The following is a 16,458-nucleotide window of genomic DNA, read 5'->3' on the forward strand; positions in this document are numbered from 1 at the left end:
CGGGGGAACTCGGTGAGCGCAGTTAGCGCCCTACTTCAGCCAGCCCAGCAGCAACCGCCGCACGCCTTCCGTCACCGTCCCGAACACGATGTGCGACGCCGCGGTATACAGATGCGTGGTCGGCGCAGTGTTCCACGGCGCATCGCCAAGCCCCGCCGCCGGAACCGCCGCCTCGTCGAGCACCGTCGTCGTTACCGCCGCGAACGCCGTCCCGAATCCCGCGGTCACAGATGGCCGGTATTCCGCCGCCACCGCGTAGGCTATCCCCAGCCCTGCCCCGAGCGCATAGTGCACGACCTGCCCCGCGAGCGGCTTGCGATCGTCGGGGATGTCGTGGCCGACCACCACCTGCGACACCTTGTCCGCCGCCTTCTCCGTCGCCGGTTCCGCATCGCTTTCCGACGAGGACAGCGCGGCGATGCCGGCCTGGAAAAGGTCCATCGCCAATGACGCAGCCAAGCCGGCGACTAGACCCGCAGCAGCGGCGGCCCAGATGTTCGGGGTGTCGGTCTGTGCGTGCGCCATCGTTGAGTCTCCAGAGCTATCCGACACGAACCGTTCGCGGACGCGCGCGTTCCGGTTTGGCGTTCCCTCGCGTGCACGCGTGATCTACGAGGCGGCGATGCGTTGGAAAATCTCATGATCCGTCTTGCCGTGTTCGATTGCGACGGGACGCTCGTCGACAGCCAGGCGAATATCTGCGTCGCGTGCGAGCGTGCGTTCGAGGGGGCCGGGCTGATCCCGCCGCCGCGCGCGGACATTCGGCGGATCGTCGGGCTCAGCCTCGTCGAGGCGATGCAGGTGTTGCTGCCGGAGGCGGACGACGCGCTGCACCGCTCGCTCGCTACCGATTACAAGAATGCGTTCCATGCGATGCGGGCGAGTGGCGAGCTGGCCGACGAGCCGCTGTTCGAGGGGATTGCCGAGGTGATCGAGACACTCGCCGCAGACGGCTGGCTGCTCGGCGTGGCGACGGGGAAGTCGGACCGGGGTCTCGCGCATATCCTCGCCGCGCACGGGATCACCGATCGGTTCGTGACGTTGCAGACCGCGGATCGGCATCCGTCGAAGCCCGATCCGGCGATGCTGCTCGCGGCGATCGCGGAGGCTGGCGCGACCGTGGAGACGACGGCGATGATTGGCGATACGAGCTTCGACATGGCGATGGCCCGCGCGGCCGGTGTGCGCGCCGTCGGGGTCGCATGGGGGTATCACGACGTGCACGAGCTTTCCGACGCGGGCGCGGATGTCGTTGCGGCGGCGGTGCCGGACTTGCTCCACATGGTCGCGCGGCCATGACCGACGCGGACAAGCTGGCGCAGCGGCGTTGGTTCGTGCTGGTCGGCGTGCGGCTGGCGGGGGTCGCGGGCGCGTTGCTCGGGCTGATCCTAATCGCGCGCGCGCATGATCTGGGGCCGAAGATTCTCGGGACGGCGATCGTGTTGTCGGCGATGGCGATGATCGCGATCGTGCCACGCAGCCTGGCGCATCGCTGGCGGAGTCCTGACGCGTGAAGCGGTTCTGGAAAGACGTTGCGATCGATGCCGACCGGGTGGTGACGCTCGACGGCAAGCCGGTGCGAACGCCCGGGCGGCGGCCACTGGCGTTGCCGAGCGATGCGCTGGCCGAGGCGGTCGCGGAGGAATGGCGCGCGGTCGGCGAGACGATCGATCCGCGGACGATGCCGCTGACGGGTCTGGCCAATGCGGCGACCGATCCGATCGCGAACGATCCCACGCAGTTCGCCGCGCGGCTGGCGGCGTATGGCGAGAGCGACCTGCTCTGCTACCGCGCGGAGGGGCCGCCTCCGCTGGTCGAGCGGCAGGCTGCATCTTGGGATCCGCTGCTGGCGTGGGCGCGGGGGCGGTATGACGTGACGTTCGCGGTGACGGCAGGCGTGATGCACGTCGCGCAACCGGCGGCGACTGTCGCGCGGTTGCATGAGGCGGTCGTGGCGTATGATGATTTCCGGCTGGCGGGGTTGTCGCCGGTGGTGACGTTGACCGGGTCGCTGGTGATCGGGTTGGCGTTGATCAAGGGCGAGATCGACGCAGATGCGGCTTGGGCTGCCGCGGGGATCGATGAGGACTGGTCGGTCGAGATGTGGGGCGAGGACTGGCAGGCGGCGGAGTTGCGCGCGTTGAAGCGCAAGGAGTTTGGGGTCGGGGTAGAGTTTTTGGGGCTGCTCTGACGCATCGTCATCCTGGGCTCGACCCAGGATCCAGAGCCATGGACGTTGGCACTCTTGGCTCTGGATCCTGACTTTCGTCAGGATGACGGGAATCAGTAAGCGAGGATGACGGGCGGTTAGCGCGTCAGGCGGCGGATGAAGCCGATCAGGCCGGTCTGGCGCGAGCGCTTGAGGCGCTCGGCTGCCAGAATCGTCTTCACGCCGCGGATGCAACTGTCGACGTCGTCGTTGACCAGCACGTAATCATAGCCGTCCCAGTGGCTGACCTCGTTCGCCGCGCGCGACATGCGGGCCTCGATCACTTCGGTCGAGTCGGTCCCGCGGCTGGTGAGGCGGCGGTGGAGTTCCTCCATCGAGGGCGGGAAGATGAAGACGCGGACGACGTCGCCGCCGGCGATCTGGAACAGCTGTTGCGCGCCCTGCCAGTCGATGTCGAACAGCACGTCCTTGCCGGCCGCAAGCAGCTCCTCGACCTGCGCGCGGGGGGTGCCGTAGCGGTGGTTGAAGACGTGCGCCCATTCGAGGAACTCGTCGTTCGCGACCATGTCGCGAAAGCCCTCGAGGTCGGTGAAATGGTAATCCTTGCCGTCGACTTCGCCGGGTCGCATCGACCGGGTCGTGACCGAGACCGACATCTCGAGCTCGTGCTCGTCCGCGAGCAATCTGCGCGCGATGGTCGATTTGCCGGCACCGGACGGCGAGGACAGGACGAACAGGACTCCGCGACGACGGAAACCATGTGGGTCGGACGGAAGTGTGTGTGGCATGCGCGCCCTTGCCGCGGACCGCATATGGGCGTCAACCCATGCGCGGCCCGCGCGTGGTATTACGAAGGCGGATTAATAGCCGGCCTTCCGCGCCTTGTTGCGGTCATAGGCCTTCTTGGCCGCGTAACCGCCGCCGAGGATCATGCCGAGCGGGCCCATGCGGCGCATCAAGCCCATCGCCACGACGCCCTTTACTGCACCCGAAGCGCCGCCGCTGCCGTCGCGACGGCCCATCTCGCGGCCGACCAATGCACTGATGATACGTCCGATCATGCTTCTCGCTCCCCGAAAACCTGGTCCTTGAGTTCCGCTGCACCGCGCAGCACTGCCCAGCCGATCGCGTAGGTCACGGCGACGGGCACGACGATCTTGAGCACGTTGGCGGTGATCGCACCGATGATCGCGCCGTCCGCGTTGCCGTCGTCACCACTGAGCGAGTCGATGCCTGCGCCGATCAGCGCGCCTATGGTCGTTGCGCCCACGTAATTTCTCCTGTCCGTGTGGCGGGTTAGCGCGCGAGGGGCGTTTGGGTTCCCGACCTCACCAAACCCCGACCCGTCATCCTGACGAAAGTCAGGACCCAGGATTACGGAGCGCAGTGCCTTTGGCTCTGGGTCCTGACTTTCGTCAGGATGACGGTGTGGGAAAGTCAGCGGCCGAGCATCGATTCGGGTTTGACGACGCGGTCGAAGGTTTCGGCGTCGACGAGGCCGAGCGCGAGGCCCGCCTCCTTCAGCGTCAGGCCTTCGGCGTGCGCGTATTTGGCGATCTTCGCAGCGGCGTCGTAGCCGATCTCCGGGGCAAGCGCCGTCACCAGCATGAGCGAGCGGTCGAGCAGTTCGGCGATCCTGCCGCGATTGGGTTCGATGCCGTCGACGCAGCGTTCCGCGAATCCCTCCATCGCGGTCGCCAGCAGGTCGATCGAGCGGAGCACGTTGGCGCCGATCAGCGGCTTGAACACGTTCAGCTCGAGATGGCCCTGCATGCCGCCGACGGTGACCGCGACGTGGTTGCCCATCACTTGGCCCGCGACCATCGTCAGCATCTCGCACTGGGTGGGGTTTACCTTGCCGGGCATGATCGAGCTGCCCGGCTCGTTCGCGGGGAGGTCGATCTCGCCGAAGCCGCAGCGGGGTCCCGACCCGAGCAGGCGGATGTCGTTGGCGATCTTGGTGAGCGCGACCGCCAGCGTGTTGAGCGTGCCGGACAGGTGCACGAGCGGATCGTTCGACGCCAGCGCCTCGAACTTGTTGCGCGCGCTGACGAACGGCAGGCCGGTGATCGCCGCCAGTTCGTGCGCGATCGCGTCGCCGAACCCGGCGGGGGCGTTGAGGCCGGTGCCGACCGCAGTGCCGCCCTGCGCGAGGATGACCATGCCGTGACTGATTGCGGGCTCGATGCGGTGACGGCAGCGATAGAGCTGGTTCGCATAGCCGGAGAATTCCTGGCCGAGCGTCAGCGGGGTCGCGTCCTGGAGATGGGTGCGGCCGATCTTGACGATGTCGTCCCAGGCATTGGCCTTCGCGTCGAGCGCGGCGTGGAGCTTGTCGAGCGCGGGAATCAGGCGGTGGGTGGTGGCGATCGCGGCGGCGATGTGAAGCGCGGTCGGGAAGCTGTCGTTCGACGACTGGCTCATGTTGACGTGGTCGTTGGGGTGGACCGGCGACTTGCCGCCGCGGGTGCCGGTGAGGACCTCGTTGGCACGGCCGGCGATGACTTCGTTCGCGTTCATGTTCGACTGCGTGCCGCTGCCGGTCTGCCAGATGACGAGCGGGAACTGGTCGTCGAGCTTGCCGTCGATGACTTCCTGCGCGGCGGAATCGATTGCGGTGGCGATGGTTTTGTCGAGGCCGTGCGAGCGATTTACGCGGGCGGCAGCCTGTTTGACGAGGGCGAGCGCGTGGACGATCTCGATCGGCATGCGTTCGCGGGTGGCGAAGGGGAAGTTCTCGATCGAGCGTTCGGTTTGCGCGCCCCAGTATGCGGCGGCGGGGACTTCGATCGGGCCGATCGTGTCGGTTTCTGTGCGGGTGGTCATGGGGAAAGAACCTTCCGGGGCTTGCGAGGGTCCCTCGCCCCTTCGGGGAGAGGGAGGGAGGAGCCGCAGGCGACGGAAGGGTGAGGGGCCATTGGGATGAACCGTCCCGAGCCTCACTCCCCTCTCCCTTCCCGCAGCAAGTGCCGCGGGCCCCTTCCCTCTCCCCGTAGGGGCGAGGGAGTTCAGGGGGTCACTTTTTCCGTTTGAAATCCACCGCAACGACGTTCGAGCCGTCTTCAATCGGGACCGCGGTCGGGCCGTCGTTTTCCGCTTCGTCATGGTCGCCGAGTGCGTCCTCCGCACCTTCCTGCGCCTGGAAGCGGAGTTCGAAACTCACCGCGGGATCCTGGAATGCGGTGATCGCCGAGTATGGGATTACCAGCTTCGACGGCACCTGGTTGAAGCTGAGCCCGATCGAGAAGCGCTCGTCGTCGACGATGAGGTCCCAGTAGCGGTTCTGCATGACGATCGTCATCTCGTCCGGGAAACGCTCGATCAGGCGCTTGGGGATGTCGACTCCCGGCGCCTGCGTCTTGAAGGTGATGTAGAAATGATGCTCGCCGGGAAGCCCGCCGGCCTCCGCGACCGAGCCGAGCACGCGGCCGACCACGGCACGCAGGGCTTCTTGTACGATCTCGTCGTACGGAATCAGGCTATCGGGCAGTCCATCGGTCATATCCCTTGGGTAGCGCCATTCGGATGCCGGTCAAGATTGCATGCGTCGGTCAGCGCGTTATGGGAGGTGGCATGCGCACCGCCACGATCACCCGCTCCACCGCCGAGACGGCGATCGACGTCACCGTGAACCTCGATGGGACCGGCGTGTACGACGTCGAGACCGGGGTCGGTTTCTTCGATCACATGCTCGAACAATTGTCGCGCCACTCGCTGATCGATATCCGCGTACGGACCAAGGGCGATCTGCATATCGACGAGCATCACACCGTCGAGGATACCGGCATCGCGATCGGGCAAGCGTTCGCGCAGGCGCTCGGCGATAAACGCGGTATCGCGCGGTACGGCGATGCGCTGTCGCCGATGGACGAGACGCTGACTCGGGTGGCGCTGGATATTTCCGGACGGCCCTGGCTGGTGTGGAAGGATCTGTTCTCGCAGAAGCGCCTAGGCGGCATGGATACCGAGATGTTCGAGCATTTCTTCCACAGCTTCGCGCAGGCGGCCGGGATCACGCTGCACGTCGAGACGCTGTACGGTTCGAACAACCACCACATCGCCGAGGCGGCGTTCAAGGGCGTCGCGCGTGCGCTGCGCACCGCGATCGAGATCGATCCGCGCAAGGCCGACGCGATTCCGTCGACCAAGGGGATGCTGTGAGCGCGCCGTTTGCGCGGACCGACACGCCGTTGTGCGTGGTCGTGCTGACCTACGTCGCCCCACTGGACGCGATCGATGCGCGCATGAAGGAGCACGTTGCATGGCTCGCCAAGGGCTATGCAGAGGGCGTGTTTCTCGCTTCGGGCCGGCAAATTCCGCGTACCGGCGGCGTCATCCTGATCCGTGGCGAGAAGGCGGCGGTCGAGGCGGTGGTTGCGACCGATCCGTTCGTGAGCGGCGGACTTGCGACGGCTGAGATCACTGCGTTTACCGCGAGCATGGTCCTGCCCGGGATCGCCGAGTTACTGGCGTGACGCTTGCCCTGATCGATTACGGCGCGGGCAACCTGCATTCGGTCGAGAACGCGTTGCGGACGGCTGGGTGTGTCGATCTGATCGTGACTTCGGATGCGGATGCCGTTGCGAAGGCTGACCGGATCGTGTTGCCGGGCGTAGGCGCGTACGGTGCGTGTGCGGCGGCTTTGCGGGCTGTTCCGGGGATGGTCGAGGCGCTGAACCGGCGGGTGCGCGACGAGGGTACGCCGTTTCTTGGCATTTGCGTCGGCATGCAGTTGATGGCCGATGCGGGCGAGGAGATGGGGACCCATGCCGGGCTCGGCTGGATTTCGGGACGCGTGCGACGGCTGGAGCCTGGGACGATGGAAGCGAAAGTGCCGCATATGGGGTGGAACGACGTCGTTCCCTCCGTCGCGCATCCGCTGATCGAGCCGGGCGAGGCGTATTTCCTGCATAGCTTCGCGTTCGAAGGCGCTGACGTGCTCGCGACCACCGACCATGCCGGGGCGGTCACCGCGGCGATCGGTCGCGACACGATGATCGGCGTGCAGTTTCATCCTGAGAAGAGCCAGCGCTACGGCCTGGCCTTGCTCGAACGATTCCTGGAGTGGCGACCGTGAGCTTGATTATCTTTCCCGCGATCGACCTCAAGGCGGGTCAGGTGGTGCGTCTCGCCGAGGGCGATATGGACCGGGCGACCGTGTACGGCGACGATCCGGCGGCGCAGGCGATGTTGTTCGCCGAGGCGGGCGCGGAGCATCTGCACGTGGTCGATCTCGACGGCGCGTTCGCGGGGGCTTCGGTCAATGGCGATGCGGTGCGGTCGATCGTCGCGCAGTTTCCGGGGCATGTGCAGCTTGGCGGCGGGATCCGGACGCGGGCGAGCGTCGAGGGCTGGTTCGATCTGGGCGTTTCCCGCGTCGTGATCGGGACGGCGGCGCTGGAGGACCCCGAGTTCGTGCGCGGCGTGGCGAAGGATTTTCCGGGCGGGATCGTCGTCGCGGTCGACGCGAAGGACGGCATGGTCGCGACCAAGGGCTGGGCGGACGTTTCGACCACGAGCGCGGTCGATCTCGCGCGGCGCTTCGAGGATGCGGGGGTGGCGTCTTTGCTGTTCACCGATGTCGGGCGCGACGGGATGCTGAAGGGGTGCAACGTCGACGCTACGGTCGACTTGGCGCGGTCGGTGGACATTCCGGTGATCGCCAGCGGCGGGGTCAAGGGCATTGCCGAGATCCACGTTCTGGCGTTGCATGTGCGGGATGGTGTCGAGGGCGTGATTACGGGGCGGGCTTTGTACGATGGCCGGCTCGATCTTGCGGCTGCGTTGAGTGTGGCGAAGGCAGCAGGATGATTCACGCGGAGACGCGGAGACGCGGAGAGAAGTTGAGCGCCGCAGGCAGAAACTTGTTCGCGCAGAGGCGCAGAGGCGCGGAGAGTAAGAAGTTAAGCCTTGCTCCCTTCCTCTCTCTCAGCGCCTCTGCGCCTCTGCGCGAAATATTCTTCTTAGCGGCTTTGCCGCGTCTCCGCGTCTCCGCGTCTCCGCGTGAACAAAACCTTTGGCACAGCGCATGACGGTCCGCGCGCGTGTCATTCCGTGTCTCGACGTCGCCGATGGGCGTGTGGTGAAAGGCGTGAACTTCGTCGAACTGCGCGATGCTGGCGATCCGGTCGAGCAGGCGCGGGCGTATGACGCGGCGGGGGCGGACGAACTGTGTTTCCTCGATATCGGTGCCTCCCATGAGGGTCGAGGGACGATCCTCGACGTCGTGAGACGGACCGCCGCGGTATGCTTCATGCCGTTGACCGTCGGTGGCGGTGTACGGACGGCCGACGATGCGCGTGCGCTGTTACTGGCGGGGGCGGACAAGGTGGCGGTCAATTCCGCTGCGGTGGAGCGGCCAGAGCTGGTCGGGGATATTGCAGAACGGTTCGGCAGCCAGTGTTGTGTCGCGAGTGTCGATGCCCGGCGGTCGGGTGAGGGCTGGGAAGTGTTCACGCATGGCGGCCGCCGCGCGACCGGGATCGATGCGATCGCGCATGCGCTGAAGCTCGCCGAACTGGGCGCGGGCGAGTTGCTGGTCACATCGATGGACCGTGACGGGACGCGCAGTGGCTACGACCTCGAGCTGATCCGGGCGATTTCGGACCGGGTGTGCGTGCCGGTAGTGGCGAGCGGCGGAGTCGGCGGACTCGACGATTTGGTCGCGGGTATCCGTGATGGGCATGCGAGCGCGGTACTGGCGGCATCAATCTTCCATTTCGGGCAGGCGTCGATCGGCGATGCGCACGCGGCGCTGGCGGCGGCGGGGATTCCCGTACGCACGCCGGTTGGCGCGCCGCTTCTCGCCAGGGGCTGACCAGAATGCGGGCGCTTCTGGTCCTCGCGGTCGAGTCCGGACATAGCGGCGTCGCGCATCCATTGACCGGATATGAAGTGTCGGACGTGGCACTGTTCGTGTTCGCCGCCATCGCGGTCTGGCAGGTGCGGCGCGCGTTGCGGAAACGCTTTGCCAAGGCTCGCGGGCTCGATGGTGCTGTCGTGCGGAAGCGCTCGTTGAACGAGACCCCGCCGAACGAAGTCCCACCGAACAAGGATTGACCCGCCTGCGCGGCTGCGTCAGCACGCGCGCCATGGCAGACACCGTATTCGACCGCCTCGAAGCGACCATCCGCGCGCGCCGCGATGCGCCCGCCGACACCTCGTACACCGCGAGCCTGTTCGCGAAAGGCCGCCCCAAGATCGCGCAGAAACTCGGCGAAGAAGCCGTCGAGACGGTGATCGCGGCGTGCTCGGGGGACGAGGCGAGCATCGTGCCGGAAGCGGCGGACCTGATGTTTCACCTCGCGGTGCTGCTGGCGGATGCAGGGCTGAGCCTGGACGACGTGCGCGCGGAACTGGAGCGGCGCGAGGGTGTCGGCGGCTTGGTCGAGAAGGCCGGGCGGACGGGCTAAAACGCCACATCCGTCATTCCCGCGGAGGCGGGAACCCATACTGGCTGGCGCCACGAACAGATTGCGACCGTTCGAGAATATGGATCCCCGCCTTCGCGAGGATGACGAAAGTGGGTATGCTCTGGTAAAAGGACTTTGCCCTATGCCGATCGACGCCACCCAGCCTTACGACGACCAGAACATCTTCGCGAAGATCCTGCGCGGCGAGATCCCGTCGAAGCGGGTGTACGAAGACGACTTCGCGATCGCCTTCCACGACATCAATCCGCAGGCGCCGACGCATCTGCTCGTGATCCCCAGGGGCGCGTACGTGTCGTGGGACGATTTTTCCGCGCGCGCGCCCGATGCGGAGATTGCCGGGTTTGTCCGCGCGGTCGGCGAAGTGGCGCGCACGGCAGGGCTGGTCGAACCGGGCTATCGCCTGCTCGCGAACATCGGCCAGCACGGGAACCAGGAGGTGCCGCATCTGCATGTTCATGTCTTTGGCGGCCGCCCCTTTGGACCGATGCTCGCGCGATAGGGCAGCTTTGCCGCACTAAAGGATTGCACGTAATAAAATTGCCATTAGGCTTGCGGCCTTAACGAAAGACCGCGCCGCCGGGGGGCGGCCAAGGGAGATTTGATGGCCACTCGACCCGCAATGGGTCTGCTGTCGCGTATGACGCTCCGCAAGACGGTGGAGCAGGTACAGCGCGAGACGCAGACCAGCGAACTCAAGCGCACGCTCGGTGCCTGGAACCTCGTGTTCCTCGGCATCGGCTGCATCATCGGCGCGGGCATCTTCGTGCGGACCGGCAACGCCGCCGCGCTGCATGCCGGCCCCGCCGTGCTCCTCTCGTTCCTCGTCGCAGGCATCGTCTGTGCGCTCGCCGGGCTCTGCTATGCCGAGCTGTCGTCGACGCTGCCCGTCTCCGGATCGGCCTACACCTACAGCTACACCACGATCGGTGAGTTCGCCGCGTGGATCATGGGTGCGTTGCTGCTGCTCGAATACGGCCTCGCCGCATCGGTCGTCGCGGTCGGCTGGGCGGGCTATGTGGTCAGCCTGCTCGGCGATTACGGCGTCGTCATCCCGGTCGAACTGACCGGCCCGACCGGCCATCACGTCCAGAAGGCCGGCGTCGACATCCTCGTGAACGGCGCACCGATCGAATATCTGTTCAACCTGCCAGCGTTCTTGATCTGCATCGCGCTGTCGTGCCTGCTGGTCGTCGGCGTGTCCGAGAGCGCGAAGGTCAACAACGTGATCGTCGCGATCAAGATGACCGTGATCATCGCGTTCATCATCATCTGCGGCTGGTTCGTGATCCAGCATTTCGACACGCTGAAGCACAACTGGCAGCCGTTCATCCCGCCCGCGACGGGCGACAAGGGCGAGTTCGGCTGGGGCGGCGTGTTCCGCGCGGCCTCGATCGTGTTCTTCGCCTATATCGGCTTCGAAGCGGTCTCGACCGCGGGCCAGGAGGCCAAGGACCCGAAGAAGGACATGCCGGTCGGCATCATCGGCTCATTGGTGGTGTGCACGATCCTCTACATCCTCGTCTCGATCGTGATGACGCTGATCGTCAACTACAAGGAACTGAACGTTCCCGATCCGGTCGCGGTCGCAGTCGACGCGCTGGGCCCGCAATGGGCGTGGTTCGCGCAGATCATCAAGGCGGGCGCGATCATCGGCCTGACCTCGGTCGTACTGGTGCTGATGTACGGCCAGACCCGCATCTTCTACACGATGGCGCGCGACGGCCTGTTGCCGCGCGTGTTCGCGACGGTGCACAAGAAGTTCAAGACGCCGTGGGTCAACACGCTGGCGGTCGGGCTGATCACCGCGTTCGCGGCCGGGTTCTTCGACATCAACGTGCTCGGCGACATGACCTCGGTCGGCACGCTGGCGGCCTTCGCGATCGTCTGCCTGTCGGTGATCTGGCTGCGGCGCACGCATCCGGAGATTCCTCGCGGCTTCAAGGTGCCACTGTATCCGGTGCTGCCGGCACTCGGCATCGTCGCCTGCGGCGCGCTGATCCTGACGGTCGAATACCGCGTGCTGGTGTTCTTCTTCTGGTACACGCTGGCCGCGATCGTGATGTATTTCGCCTACGGGATGCGCAACAGCCGGCTCTATCATGGGCTGGACGACGAGGCTGGCCCTGAGATGGGCGAGTATGTCGGGCCAACCCACCACTGAAGTTGGGTGTCGAGCTAGGTAACAAAAAGGGCCGCGGGAGAAACCTCCCGCGGCCCTTTTTTTGTCCGTCGTATCAGAGCGTGTTCTCCCGCGAAGGCGGGAGCCCAGTCTGGGTCCCCGCCTTCGCGGGGACACCAGTCTACGTCAGCCGATGTGCTTGGCGGCGAGCGCCTTCATGTCGACCATCGGGCGGGCGCCGACGTGGCTGATGATCTCGGCCGCGCAGACAGCGCCGAGCTTCAGCGACGCCTGCAGGTCGTAGCCCTGCGCCTGGCCGTGGAGGAAGCCCGCCGCGAACAGGTCGCCCGCGCCGGTGGTGTCGACGACCTTCGCGATTGGCTCGGCCTTGACCTCGGCGCGCGTGCCGTTCTGGAGCGCGCACGCACCATGCTCGCCGCGGGTCACGACGAGGGTCGGGACCTGCGCCGAGATCTTGGCGACGGCGGCGTCAAAGTCTTCCGTCTCGGCGAGCGCGGCGAGTTCGCCTTCGTTGGCGAACAGGATGTCGATCAGGCCGTCCGACAGCAGCTGGCGGAAATCGCCGCCGTGGCGCGAGATGCAGAACACGTCGCTGAGCGTGAAGGCGACCTTCCGCCCTGCCCCGCGCGCGCAATCGATCGCGGCGCGCATCGCGGCACGCGGCTCTTCGGGATCCCAGAGATAGCCTTCGAGATACAGGATAGCGCTGTCGGCGATCATCGCGGTATCGATCGCGGCGGCGGGGAGGAACTGACCCGCGCCGAGGAAGGTGTTCATCGTGCGCTGGCCGTCGGGCGTCACGAAGATCAGGCAGCGCCCGGTGGTCGGATCGCCGGCGCGGACGGGCGTGGCGAACTCGATGCCGATGCTGCGGACGTCATGCGCGAAGACCTGGCCGAGCTGGTCGTCGGCGACCTGGCCGATGAACCCGCATTTGCCGCCGAGCGCGGCGATGCCGGCGACGGTGTTGGCAGCCGAGCCGCCGGAGATTTCCATGCCCGGGCCCATCTTGGCGTAGAGCGCGTCTGCTTCTTCCGACGAGAACATGAGCTGCATCGAACCCTTGGCGACGCCGATCTCTTCGATGAACGCGTCGTCGGCGGTGCTGAGGATGTCGACGATGGCATTGCCGATCGCGACGACGTCGTAGGTTGGGTTGGACAAGGGGCAGACTCCGGGTGCGGGAAAGCCCCGCCGTAAATGCCGGGGGGGATTGGTGCAACTGGTGTGGGGTCCCCGCTTTGGTTGGGTCTCAACAGAGCGGTTAGATCCACCACCCCGGCGGAGGCCGAGGCCAAGTTGTAAAGGTGGTCCTAATGAAACGCGGTCCGTCGTTACCGCCGTCCCCCAACTGGGCCCCGGCCTTCGCCGGGGTGGTGGTCGGGTATCGTAATAGCCTATGTGTTCCCTCGCGAACGCGGGGGTCCAGGATCTCGAGCGGTGCGCTTGGTTTAGCTGACCTCCGCCTCCGCGGGGGAACGTAATGCTTGAGAGGGAACGTCGTAGCCACCATCGGCGCCGAACGTGCGTTGACCTTGCCACCACCGCGCGCCATCCCGATCCGATGCTTCGCGCCCTCCTCCTGTCGCTCGGCCAACTCACCGATCCGCCGATCCTCCGCGTGTTCGTGAAGTCGATGGCCGTCACGCTGCTCGTCTTCGCGTTGCTCGGTGTCGGGACGTGGTGGGGCACGCAGGCTGCGCTCGCTGCGTGGCTTGGCTGGCATGCCGACGGACTCGCCGCGGCGTTCGCGCTGTTCGTCACGATCCTCGCCTTATGGCTCCTGTTCCGCGCCGTCGCGATCGCGGTCGTCGGGATCTTTGCAGACGAGGTCGTCGAAGCGGTCGAGGCGCGGCACTATCCCGAAGCCCTGCGCACCGCCCGTCCCGTGCCCTTCGCCCGCAGCCTCGCAATGGGCCTCCGCTCCGCCGCGCGCGTCGTGCTCGTCAACCTGCTCATGCTTCCCGTCTACGTCGCGCTGCTCGTCACCGGTGTTGGGACGGCGGCGGCGTTCTTCATCGTCAATGGCTGGCTGCTCGGGCGCGATCTGGGCGACATGGTCGCGGCGCGGCATATGGATGCCGCGGCGATGCGGGGCTGGCGTGCGACGACTAAGGGGAGCCGGTTCGTGCTGGGGCTTGCGAACACCGGGCTGTTCGTGGTTCCGATCCTCAACATCGCCGCGCCCGTCCTGGGTGCGGCGATGGCGACGCATTACTTCCACTCCCAGTATCTTCGCAAAGGCCGATCATGACGCGACTGACGACGATAGCGATCGCCTTGGCGCTCGGCGGCGGGCTGGCAGGTTGCGCCGCCCCGGTCGCGAAACCCGCGGTCGGCCGCCCGGCGATCCCGTATACGAGCGTCGGCCTGGAGCGCGTCCTCGGCCAGGATGCCGCCGGCCTTACCAAATTGTTCGGCCAGCCCGACGCCGACGTCCGCGAGGGCAGCGCGCGAAAACTCCAGTTCCAGAGCGGGATCTGCGTGCTCGACGCGTATCTCTATCCGAAGGGATCAGACGCCCCCCGCGTCACCTATCTCGACGCCCGCGAACCCGACGGCAGCACGATCGACCGCGCCAGCTGCGTCGCTGCGCTGACCCGGCGCGAGGGCGGACGGTAGGTCTTAGCCGACGCCGCCGCCTCGCCGATCTTCCGCGCAATCGAGATTCCGATCGCCGCGACCACGCAGCCGGCGACGATGTCGATCAGATAATGTCCGCCGATCGGGACCGCCGAGATCAGCATGGCACCGTTGAGCAGGATCGCCGGCCAGCGGACCCCACGCATCGGCCACGCCGCCCAGGCGAGGATGACCGCTGCAGCGGCATGAAAGCTGGGAAACGTTACGATGCCGTCGAGATCGACGAAGCTGATATGATGCAGCGTCCCCGCGCGCAATTCGGCGAGCAATGCCGCCTGATGCCAAGGCGTCGGGTCGCGCATCGCGGGCACATCCGCCGCCGCCAGACCGAAATACGCGTAAGCGCCGACCCCGGGAAACAGCGTGAACAGCGCGCAGGTGACGAACAATGTCACCAGCCATGCTGCCAGGAACGTCCATACCCGATCGTGCCGACCCGACAGGCCGAGCATTGCGATCAGCAACATCGGTTGCCAGCCGATGCTCTCATATACCCAGTTCGCGGCAGCCATCAGCGCATGTCGATGCGACAGCCACAACATTGCCGCCGGCCAATCGAGATTTGGGATCACCGCGCGGTCGATCGCCGCGAGCGCCGGATCGAACAACGGCCGGTCGGCCGTCCCCAAAACGAAGGTTAACAGCGTGATGCCGACACATCCGGCCATGAACAGGCCGCACCCCTGCGCGATCGTCGCGAGACGGTCTAACCCACGGCCACGCAAGCTTAGACCTGCACCGATCGGCAGACCGATGATCACGGCGGCCATGACGAATTCGTCTATCGCAATCGTCAGGTGGCGGGCCACGACACCCAGCAGTGCCATGATCCAGGCGAGCGCGACCATCGCATAGACCGGGCCCGCCCCTGCCGCCAGGATTGGTCGCGATGATGGCTCGAACCGGGCGATCGATACGATAGTCGCGCGCATGCATCCTCCCTTTGTCGCTACCCGGTAACAATGGAGAGGTTACGAAGCCGGTAAGAGCGCGATCAGGTGCCCAGCGTGTCGAGGCAGTGCAGTGCCCAATCGGCGGCGTCACGCACCACGGCGTTTTCGTCAGAGCACAGGAGTTGCACCAGAGGTGCCAAGCGTGCGTCACCGCTGTTACCCGCTGCGATCAGCGCGTTGCGGATCATCTTGTCGCGGCCGATGCGCTTGATCGGCGAGCCGGCGAAAACCTGGCGGAAACCGGCGTCGTCGAGCGCGAGGATGTCGGCGAGTTCGGGCGCGACCAGTTCGGCGCGGGGGTGGAAGGCGAGGTTCGCGTTGGCCGCCGCGGCGAACTTGTTCCAGGGGCACACGGCGAGGCAGTCGTCGCAGCCGTAGATGCGGTTGCCGATCGCGGCGCGGAACTCGTGCGGGATCGGGCCGGCGTGTTCGATCGTCAGGTAGGAGATGCAGCGGCGGGCATCGAGCTGGTAGGGCCGTGGGAATGCGTTTGTCGGGCACGCGGTCTGGCACGCGTCGCAACTACCGCAGGTGTCGACGCCGCCCTTGTCCGGTTCCAGGTCGAGCGTCGTGTAGATCGCGCCGAGGAACAGCCAGCTGCCATGCTCGCGACTGACGAGGTTGGTGTGCTTGCCCTGCCAGCCGAGCCCCGCGGCTTCGGCGAGCGGCTTCTCCATGACCGGCGCGGTGTCGACGAACACCTTCAGGTCGAACGGCGGCAGGTCGCGCCCTGCCTCCGCCGCCAGCCACCGCCCGAGCGCCTTCAACTGCCGCTTCACGACATCGTGATAATCCGGCCCCTGCGCATAGACCGAGATGCGCCCTACCCCGCCCTCGCCCGCCAAGCGCAGCGGATCGTCCTTCGGCGCGTAGCTCATGCCGAGCGCGATGACGCTGCGCACTTCGGGCCAGAGGCCGGCGGGACTCTCGCGGTGGTGCTTGCGCTCCTCCATCCAGATCATGTCGCCGTGGCGCCCATCGGCGAGCCATTGGTGGAGCCGTTCGCCCGCGCGCGGCGCCGCGCCTGCATGCGCGATCCCGCACGCGACGAAGCCCAGTTCCGCCGCTTTGGCCTTGAGCCTGTGTTCCAGCTTGTCTTGCGCCACGTCCGCCCGCTAC

The 16,458-nt window shown here is 66.4% G+C and carries 23 protein-coding genes; 14 read left to right on the forward strand and 9 right to left on the reverse strand.

The genetic code is table 11. From position 1 onward, the window contains the following. Window positions 1-30 precede the first annotated feature (30 nt). Entirely contained in the window at window positions 31-525 is a 495-nt protein-coding gene (locus O6W96_RS08810; protein WP_353469177.1) for a DUF1440 domain-containing protein, read from the reverse strand. A 114-nt stretch (window positions 526-639) separates the two neighbouring features. Between O6W96_RS08810 and O6W96_RS08815 the strand changes: the two genes are divergently transcribed. Genes O6W96_RS08815 through O6W96_RS08825 form a run of 3 tightly spaced genes read left to right on the forward strand, consistent with a single transcriptional unit; the run spans window position 640 to window position 2,191 of the window. Continuing rightward, the gene (locus O6W96_RS08815; protein WP_353469178.1) at window positions 640-1,299 is read left to right on the forward strand and encodes an HAD-IA family hydrolase; all 660 of its coding nucleotides are present in this window, start codon (window positions 640-642) and stop codon (window positions 1,297-1,299) included. Continuing rightward, a complete protein-coding gene (locus O6W96_RS08820) occupies window positions 1,296-1,514 on the forward strand; it encodes a hypothetical protein (RefSeq protein ID WP_056489735.1) in 219 nt (72 codons plus the stop codon). The genes O6W96_RS08815 and O6W96_RS08820 overlap by 4 nt, the downstream gene beginning before the upstream one ends. Beyond that, a complete protein-coding gene (locus O6W96_RS08825) occupies window positions 1,511-2,191 on the forward strand; it encodes an ATP12 family chaperone protein (protein ID WP_353469179.1) in 681 nt (226 codons plus the stop codon). The genes O6W96_RS08820 and O6W96_RS08825 overlap by 4 nt, the downstream gene beginning before the upstream one ends. 116 nt (window positions 2,192-2,307) lie before the next feature. On the opposite strand, the gene gmk is transcribed toward O6W96_RS08825, so the two are convergent. From gmk to O6W96_RS08850, 5 genes are all read right to left on the reverse strand, one after another. Next, the gene (gmk, locus tag O6W96_RS08830; protein WP_093398679.1) at window positions 2,308-2,958 is read right to left on the reverse strand and encodes a guanylate kinase; all 651 of its coding nucleotides are present in this window, start codon (window positions 2,956-2,958) and stop codon (window positions 2,308-2,310) included. Between the two features lie 72 nt (window positions 2,959-3,030). Further along, window positions 3,031-3,231 (reverse strand): hypothetical protein, encoded by a 201-nt coding sequence (locus O6W96_RS08835; RefSeq protein WP_056052077.1) that lies wholly within the window; start codon window positions 3,229-3,231, stop codon window positions 3,031-3,033. Further along, complete coding sequence (locus O6W96_RS08840) at window positions 3,228-3,440, reverse strand: hypothetical protein (RefSeq protein ID WP_353469180.1); 213 nt, start codon at window positions 3,438-3,440, stop codon at window positions 3,228-3,230. The genes O6W96_RS08835 and O6W96_RS08840 overlap by 4 nt, the downstream gene beginning before the upstream one ends. A 167-nt stretch (window positions 3,441-3,607) precedes the next feature. Continuing rightward, window positions 3,608-4,996, reverse strand: coding sequence for a class II fumarate hydratase (gene fumC / locus O6W96_RS08845; RefSeq protein WP_353469181.1), 1,389 nt, complete (start codon window positions 4,994-4,996; stop codon window positions 3,608-3,610). Window positions 4,997-5,186: 190 nt separating this feature from the next. After that, window positions 5,187-5,672: an SspB family protein gene (locus tag O6W96_RS08850; RefSeq protein WP_056489744.1), complete on the reverse strand. Its 486-nt coding sequence runs from the start codon at window positions 5,670-5,672 to the stop codon at window positions 5,187-5,189. A 71-nt stretch (window positions 5,673-5,743) separates the two neighbouring features. On the opposite strand from O6W96_RS08850, the gene hisB reads away from it, so the two are divergent. The 9 genes from hisB (at window position 5,744) to O6W96_RS08895 (ending at window position 11,764) form a co-directional block, all read left to right on the forward strand. Continuing rightward, window positions 5,744-6,331, forward strand: a complete 588-nt coding sequence (gene hisB / locus O6W96_RS08855; protein WP_120301289.1) for an imidazoleglycerol-phosphate dehydratase HisB — start codon at window positions 5,744-5,746, stop codon at window positions 6,329-6,331. Beyond that, complete coding sequence (locus O6W96_RS08860; protein WP_353469182.1) at window positions 6,328-6,645, forward strand: YciI family protein; 318 nt, start codon at window positions 6,328-6,330, stop codon at window positions 6,643-6,645. The genes hisB and O6W96_RS08860 overlap by 4 nt, the downstream gene beginning before the upstream one ends. Next, on the forward strand, window positions 6,642-7,247 hold the full coding sequence (gene hisH / locus O6W96_RS08865; RefSeq protein ID WP_353469183.1) for an imidazole glycerol phosphate synthase subunit HisH: 606 nt from the start codon (window positions 6,642-6,644) through the stop codon (window positions 7,245-7,247). Before O6W96_RS08860 ends, hisH begins: the two co-directional genes overlap by 4 nt. Then, on the forward strand, window positions 7,244-7,981 hold the full coding sequence (gene hisA, locus O6W96_RS08870) for a 1-(5-phosphoribosyl)-5-[(5-phosphoribosylamino)methylideneamino]imidazole-4-carboxamide isomerase (RefSeq protein WP_353469184.1): 738 nt from the start codon (window positions 7,244-7,246) through the stop codon (window positions 7,979-7,981). Before hisH ends, hisA begins: the two co-directional genes overlap by 4 nt. A gap of 217 nt (window positions 7,982-8,198) precedes the next feature. Beyond that, window positions 8,199-8,987, forward strand: coding sequence for an imidazole glycerol phosphate synthase subunit HisF (hisF, locus tag O6W96_RS08875; protein WP_353469185.1), 789 nt, complete (start codon window positions 8,199-8,201; stop codon window positions 8,985-8,987). A 5-nt stretch (window positions 8,988-8,992) separates the two neighbouring features. Then, entirely contained in the window at window positions 8,993-9,229 is a 237-nt protein-coding gene (locus tag O6W96_RS08880) for a hypothetical protein (RefSeq protein ID WP_353469186.1), read from the forward strand. Window positions 9,230-9,261: 32 nt separating this feature from the next. After that, window positions 9,262-9,582, forward strand: a complete 321-nt coding sequence (locus tag O6W96_RS08885) for a phosphoribosyl-ATP diphosphatase (RefSeq protein WP_353469187.1) — start codon at window positions 9,262-9,264, stop codon at window positions 9,580-9,582. A 142-nt stretch (window positions 9,583-9,724) separates the two neighbouring features. Next, window positions 9,725-10,102 carry a histidine triad nucleotide-binding protein gene (locus O6W96_RS08890; RefSeq protein WP_353469188.1) on the forward strand — a complete coding sequence of 126 codons (378 nt, stop codon included), beginning with the start codon at window positions 9,725-9,727 and terminating at the stop codon, window positions 10,100-10,102. A 102-nt stretch (window positions 10,103-10,204) separates the two neighbouring features. Beyond that, entirely contained in the window at window positions 10,205-11,764 is a 1,560-nt protein-coding gene (locus O6W96_RS08895) for an amino acid permease (RefSeq protein WP_353469189.1), read from the forward strand. A gap of 144 nt (window positions 11,765-11,908) precedes the next feature. Here the strand turns inward: O6W96_RS08895 and O6W96_RS08900 are convergent, their stop codons facing one another. After that, window positions 11,909-12,907 (reverse strand): adenosine kinase, encoded by a 999-nt coding sequence (locus O6W96_RS08900; RefSeq protein ID WP_353469190.1) that lies wholly within the window; start codon window positions 12,905-12,907, stop codon window positions 11,909-11,911. Window positions 12,908-13,307: 400 nt separating this feature from the next. Between O6W96_RS08900 and O6W96_RS08905 the strand changes: the two genes are divergently transcribed. Both O6W96_RS08905 and O6W96_RS08910 read left to right on the forward strand, forming a co-directional pair. Continuing rightward, window positions 13,308-13,997, forward strand: a complete 690-nt coding sequence (locus O6W96_RS08905; protein WP_353469191.1) for an EI24 domain-containing protein — start codon at window positions 13,308-13,310, stop codon at window positions 13,995-13,997. Next, window positions 13,994-14,365, forward strand: a complete 372-nt coding sequence (locus tag O6W96_RS08910) for a hypothetical protein (RefSeq protein WP_056052121.1) — start codon at window positions 13,994-13,996, stop codon at window positions 14,363-14,365. The genes O6W96_RS08905 and O6W96_RS08910 overlap by 4 nt, the downstream gene beginning before the upstream one ends. Here O6W96_RS08910 and O6W96_RS08915 read toward each other — a convergent pair. Both O6W96_RS08915 and queG read right to left on the reverse strand, forming a co-directional pair. Beyond that, the gene (locus tag O6W96_RS08915; RefSeq protein WP_353469192.1) at window positions 14,278-15,318 is read right to left on the reverse strand and encodes a phosphatase PAP2 family protein; all 1,041 of its coding nucleotides are present in this window, start codon (window positions 15,316-15,318) and stop codon (window positions 14,278-14,280) included. The genes O6W96_RS08910 and O6W96_RS08915 overlap by 88 nt on opposite strands. Before the next feature lie 62 nt (window positions 15,319-15,380). Then, the gene (queG, locus tag O6W96_RS08920; RefSeq protein ID WP_353469193.1) at window positions 15,381-16,445 is read right to left on the reverse strand and encodes a tRNA epoxyqueuosine(34) reductase QueG; all 1,065 of its coding nucleotides are present in this window, start codon (window positions 16,443-16,445) and stop codon (window positions 15,381-15,383) included. Between the last annotated feature and the right edge of the window lie 13 nt (window positions 16,446-16,458).

The sequence above is a fragment of the Sphingomonas faeni genome, from assembly GCF_040407495.1.
GTDB lineage: Bacteria > Pseudomonadota > Alphaproteobacteria > Sphingomonadales > Sphingomonadaceae > Sphingomonas > Sphingomonas faeni_D.

Bases quoted from the DNA above. Each gene is read 5' to 3' on its own strand.
- O6W96_RS08890 (WP_353469188.1), top strand. From the start codon at position 9,725: ATGCCGATCGACGCCACCCAGCCTTACGACGACCAGAACATCTTCGCG.
- O6W96_RS08820 (WP_056489735.1), top strand. From the start codon at position 1,296: ATGACCGACGCGGACAAGCTGGCGCAGCGGCGTTGGTTCGTGCTGGTC.
- O6W96_RS08910 (WP_056052121.1), top strand. From the start codon at position 13,994: ATGACGCGACTGACGACGATAGCGATCGCCTTGGCGCTCGGCGGCGGG.
- O6W96_RS08885 (WP_353469187.1), top strand. From the start codon at position 9,262: ATGGCAGACACCGTATTCGACCGCCTCGAAGCGACCATCCGCGCGCGC.
- O6W96_RS08905 (WP_353469191.1), top strand. From the start codon at position 13,308: ATGCTTCGCGCCCTCCTCCTGTCGCTCGGCCAACTCACCGATCCGCCG.
- O6W96_RS08835 (WP_056052077.1), bottom strand. From the start codon at position 3,231: ATGATCGGACGTATCATCAGTGCATTGGTCGGCCGCGAGATGGGCCGT.
- O6W96_RS08880 (WP_353469186.1), top strand. From the start codon at position 8,993: ATGCGGGCGCTTCTGGTCCTCGCGGTCGAGTCCGGACATAGCGGCGTC.
- O6W96_RS08815 (WP_353469178.1), top strand. From the start codon at position 640: ATGATCCGTCTTGCCGTGTTCGATTGCGACGGGACGCTCGTCGACAGC.
- gmk (WP_093398679.1), bottom strand. From the start codon at position 2,958: ATGCCACACACACTTCCGTCCGACCCACATGGTTTCCGTCGTCGCGGA.
- hisB (WP_120301289.1), top strand. From the start codon at position 5,744: ATGCGCACCGCCACGATCACCCGCTCCACCGCCGAGACGGCGATCGAC.
- O6W96_RS08850 (WP_056489744.1), bottom strand. From the start codon at position 5,672: ATGACCGATGGACTGCCCGATAGCCTGATTCCGTACGACGAGATCGTA.
- fumC (WP_353469181.1), bottom strand. From the start codon at position 4,996: ATGACCACCCGCACAGAAACCGACACGATCGGCCCGATCGAAGTCCCC.
- O6W96_RS08915 (WP_353469192.1), bottom strand. From the start codon at position 15,318: ATGCGCGCGACTATCGTATCGATCGCCCGGTTCGAGCCATCATCGCGA.
- O6W96_RS08895 (WP_353469189.1), top strand. From the start codon at position 10,205: ATGGCCACTCGACCCGCAATGGGTCTGCTGTCGCGTATGACGCTCCGC.
- O6W96_RS08810 (WP_353469177.1), bottom strand. From the start codon at position 525: ATGGCGCACGCACAGACCGACACCCCGAACATCTGGGCCGCCGCTGCT.
- hisF (WP_353469185.1), top strand. From the start codon at position 8,199: ATGACGGTCCGCGCGCGTGTCATTCCGTGTCTCGACGTCGCCGATGGG.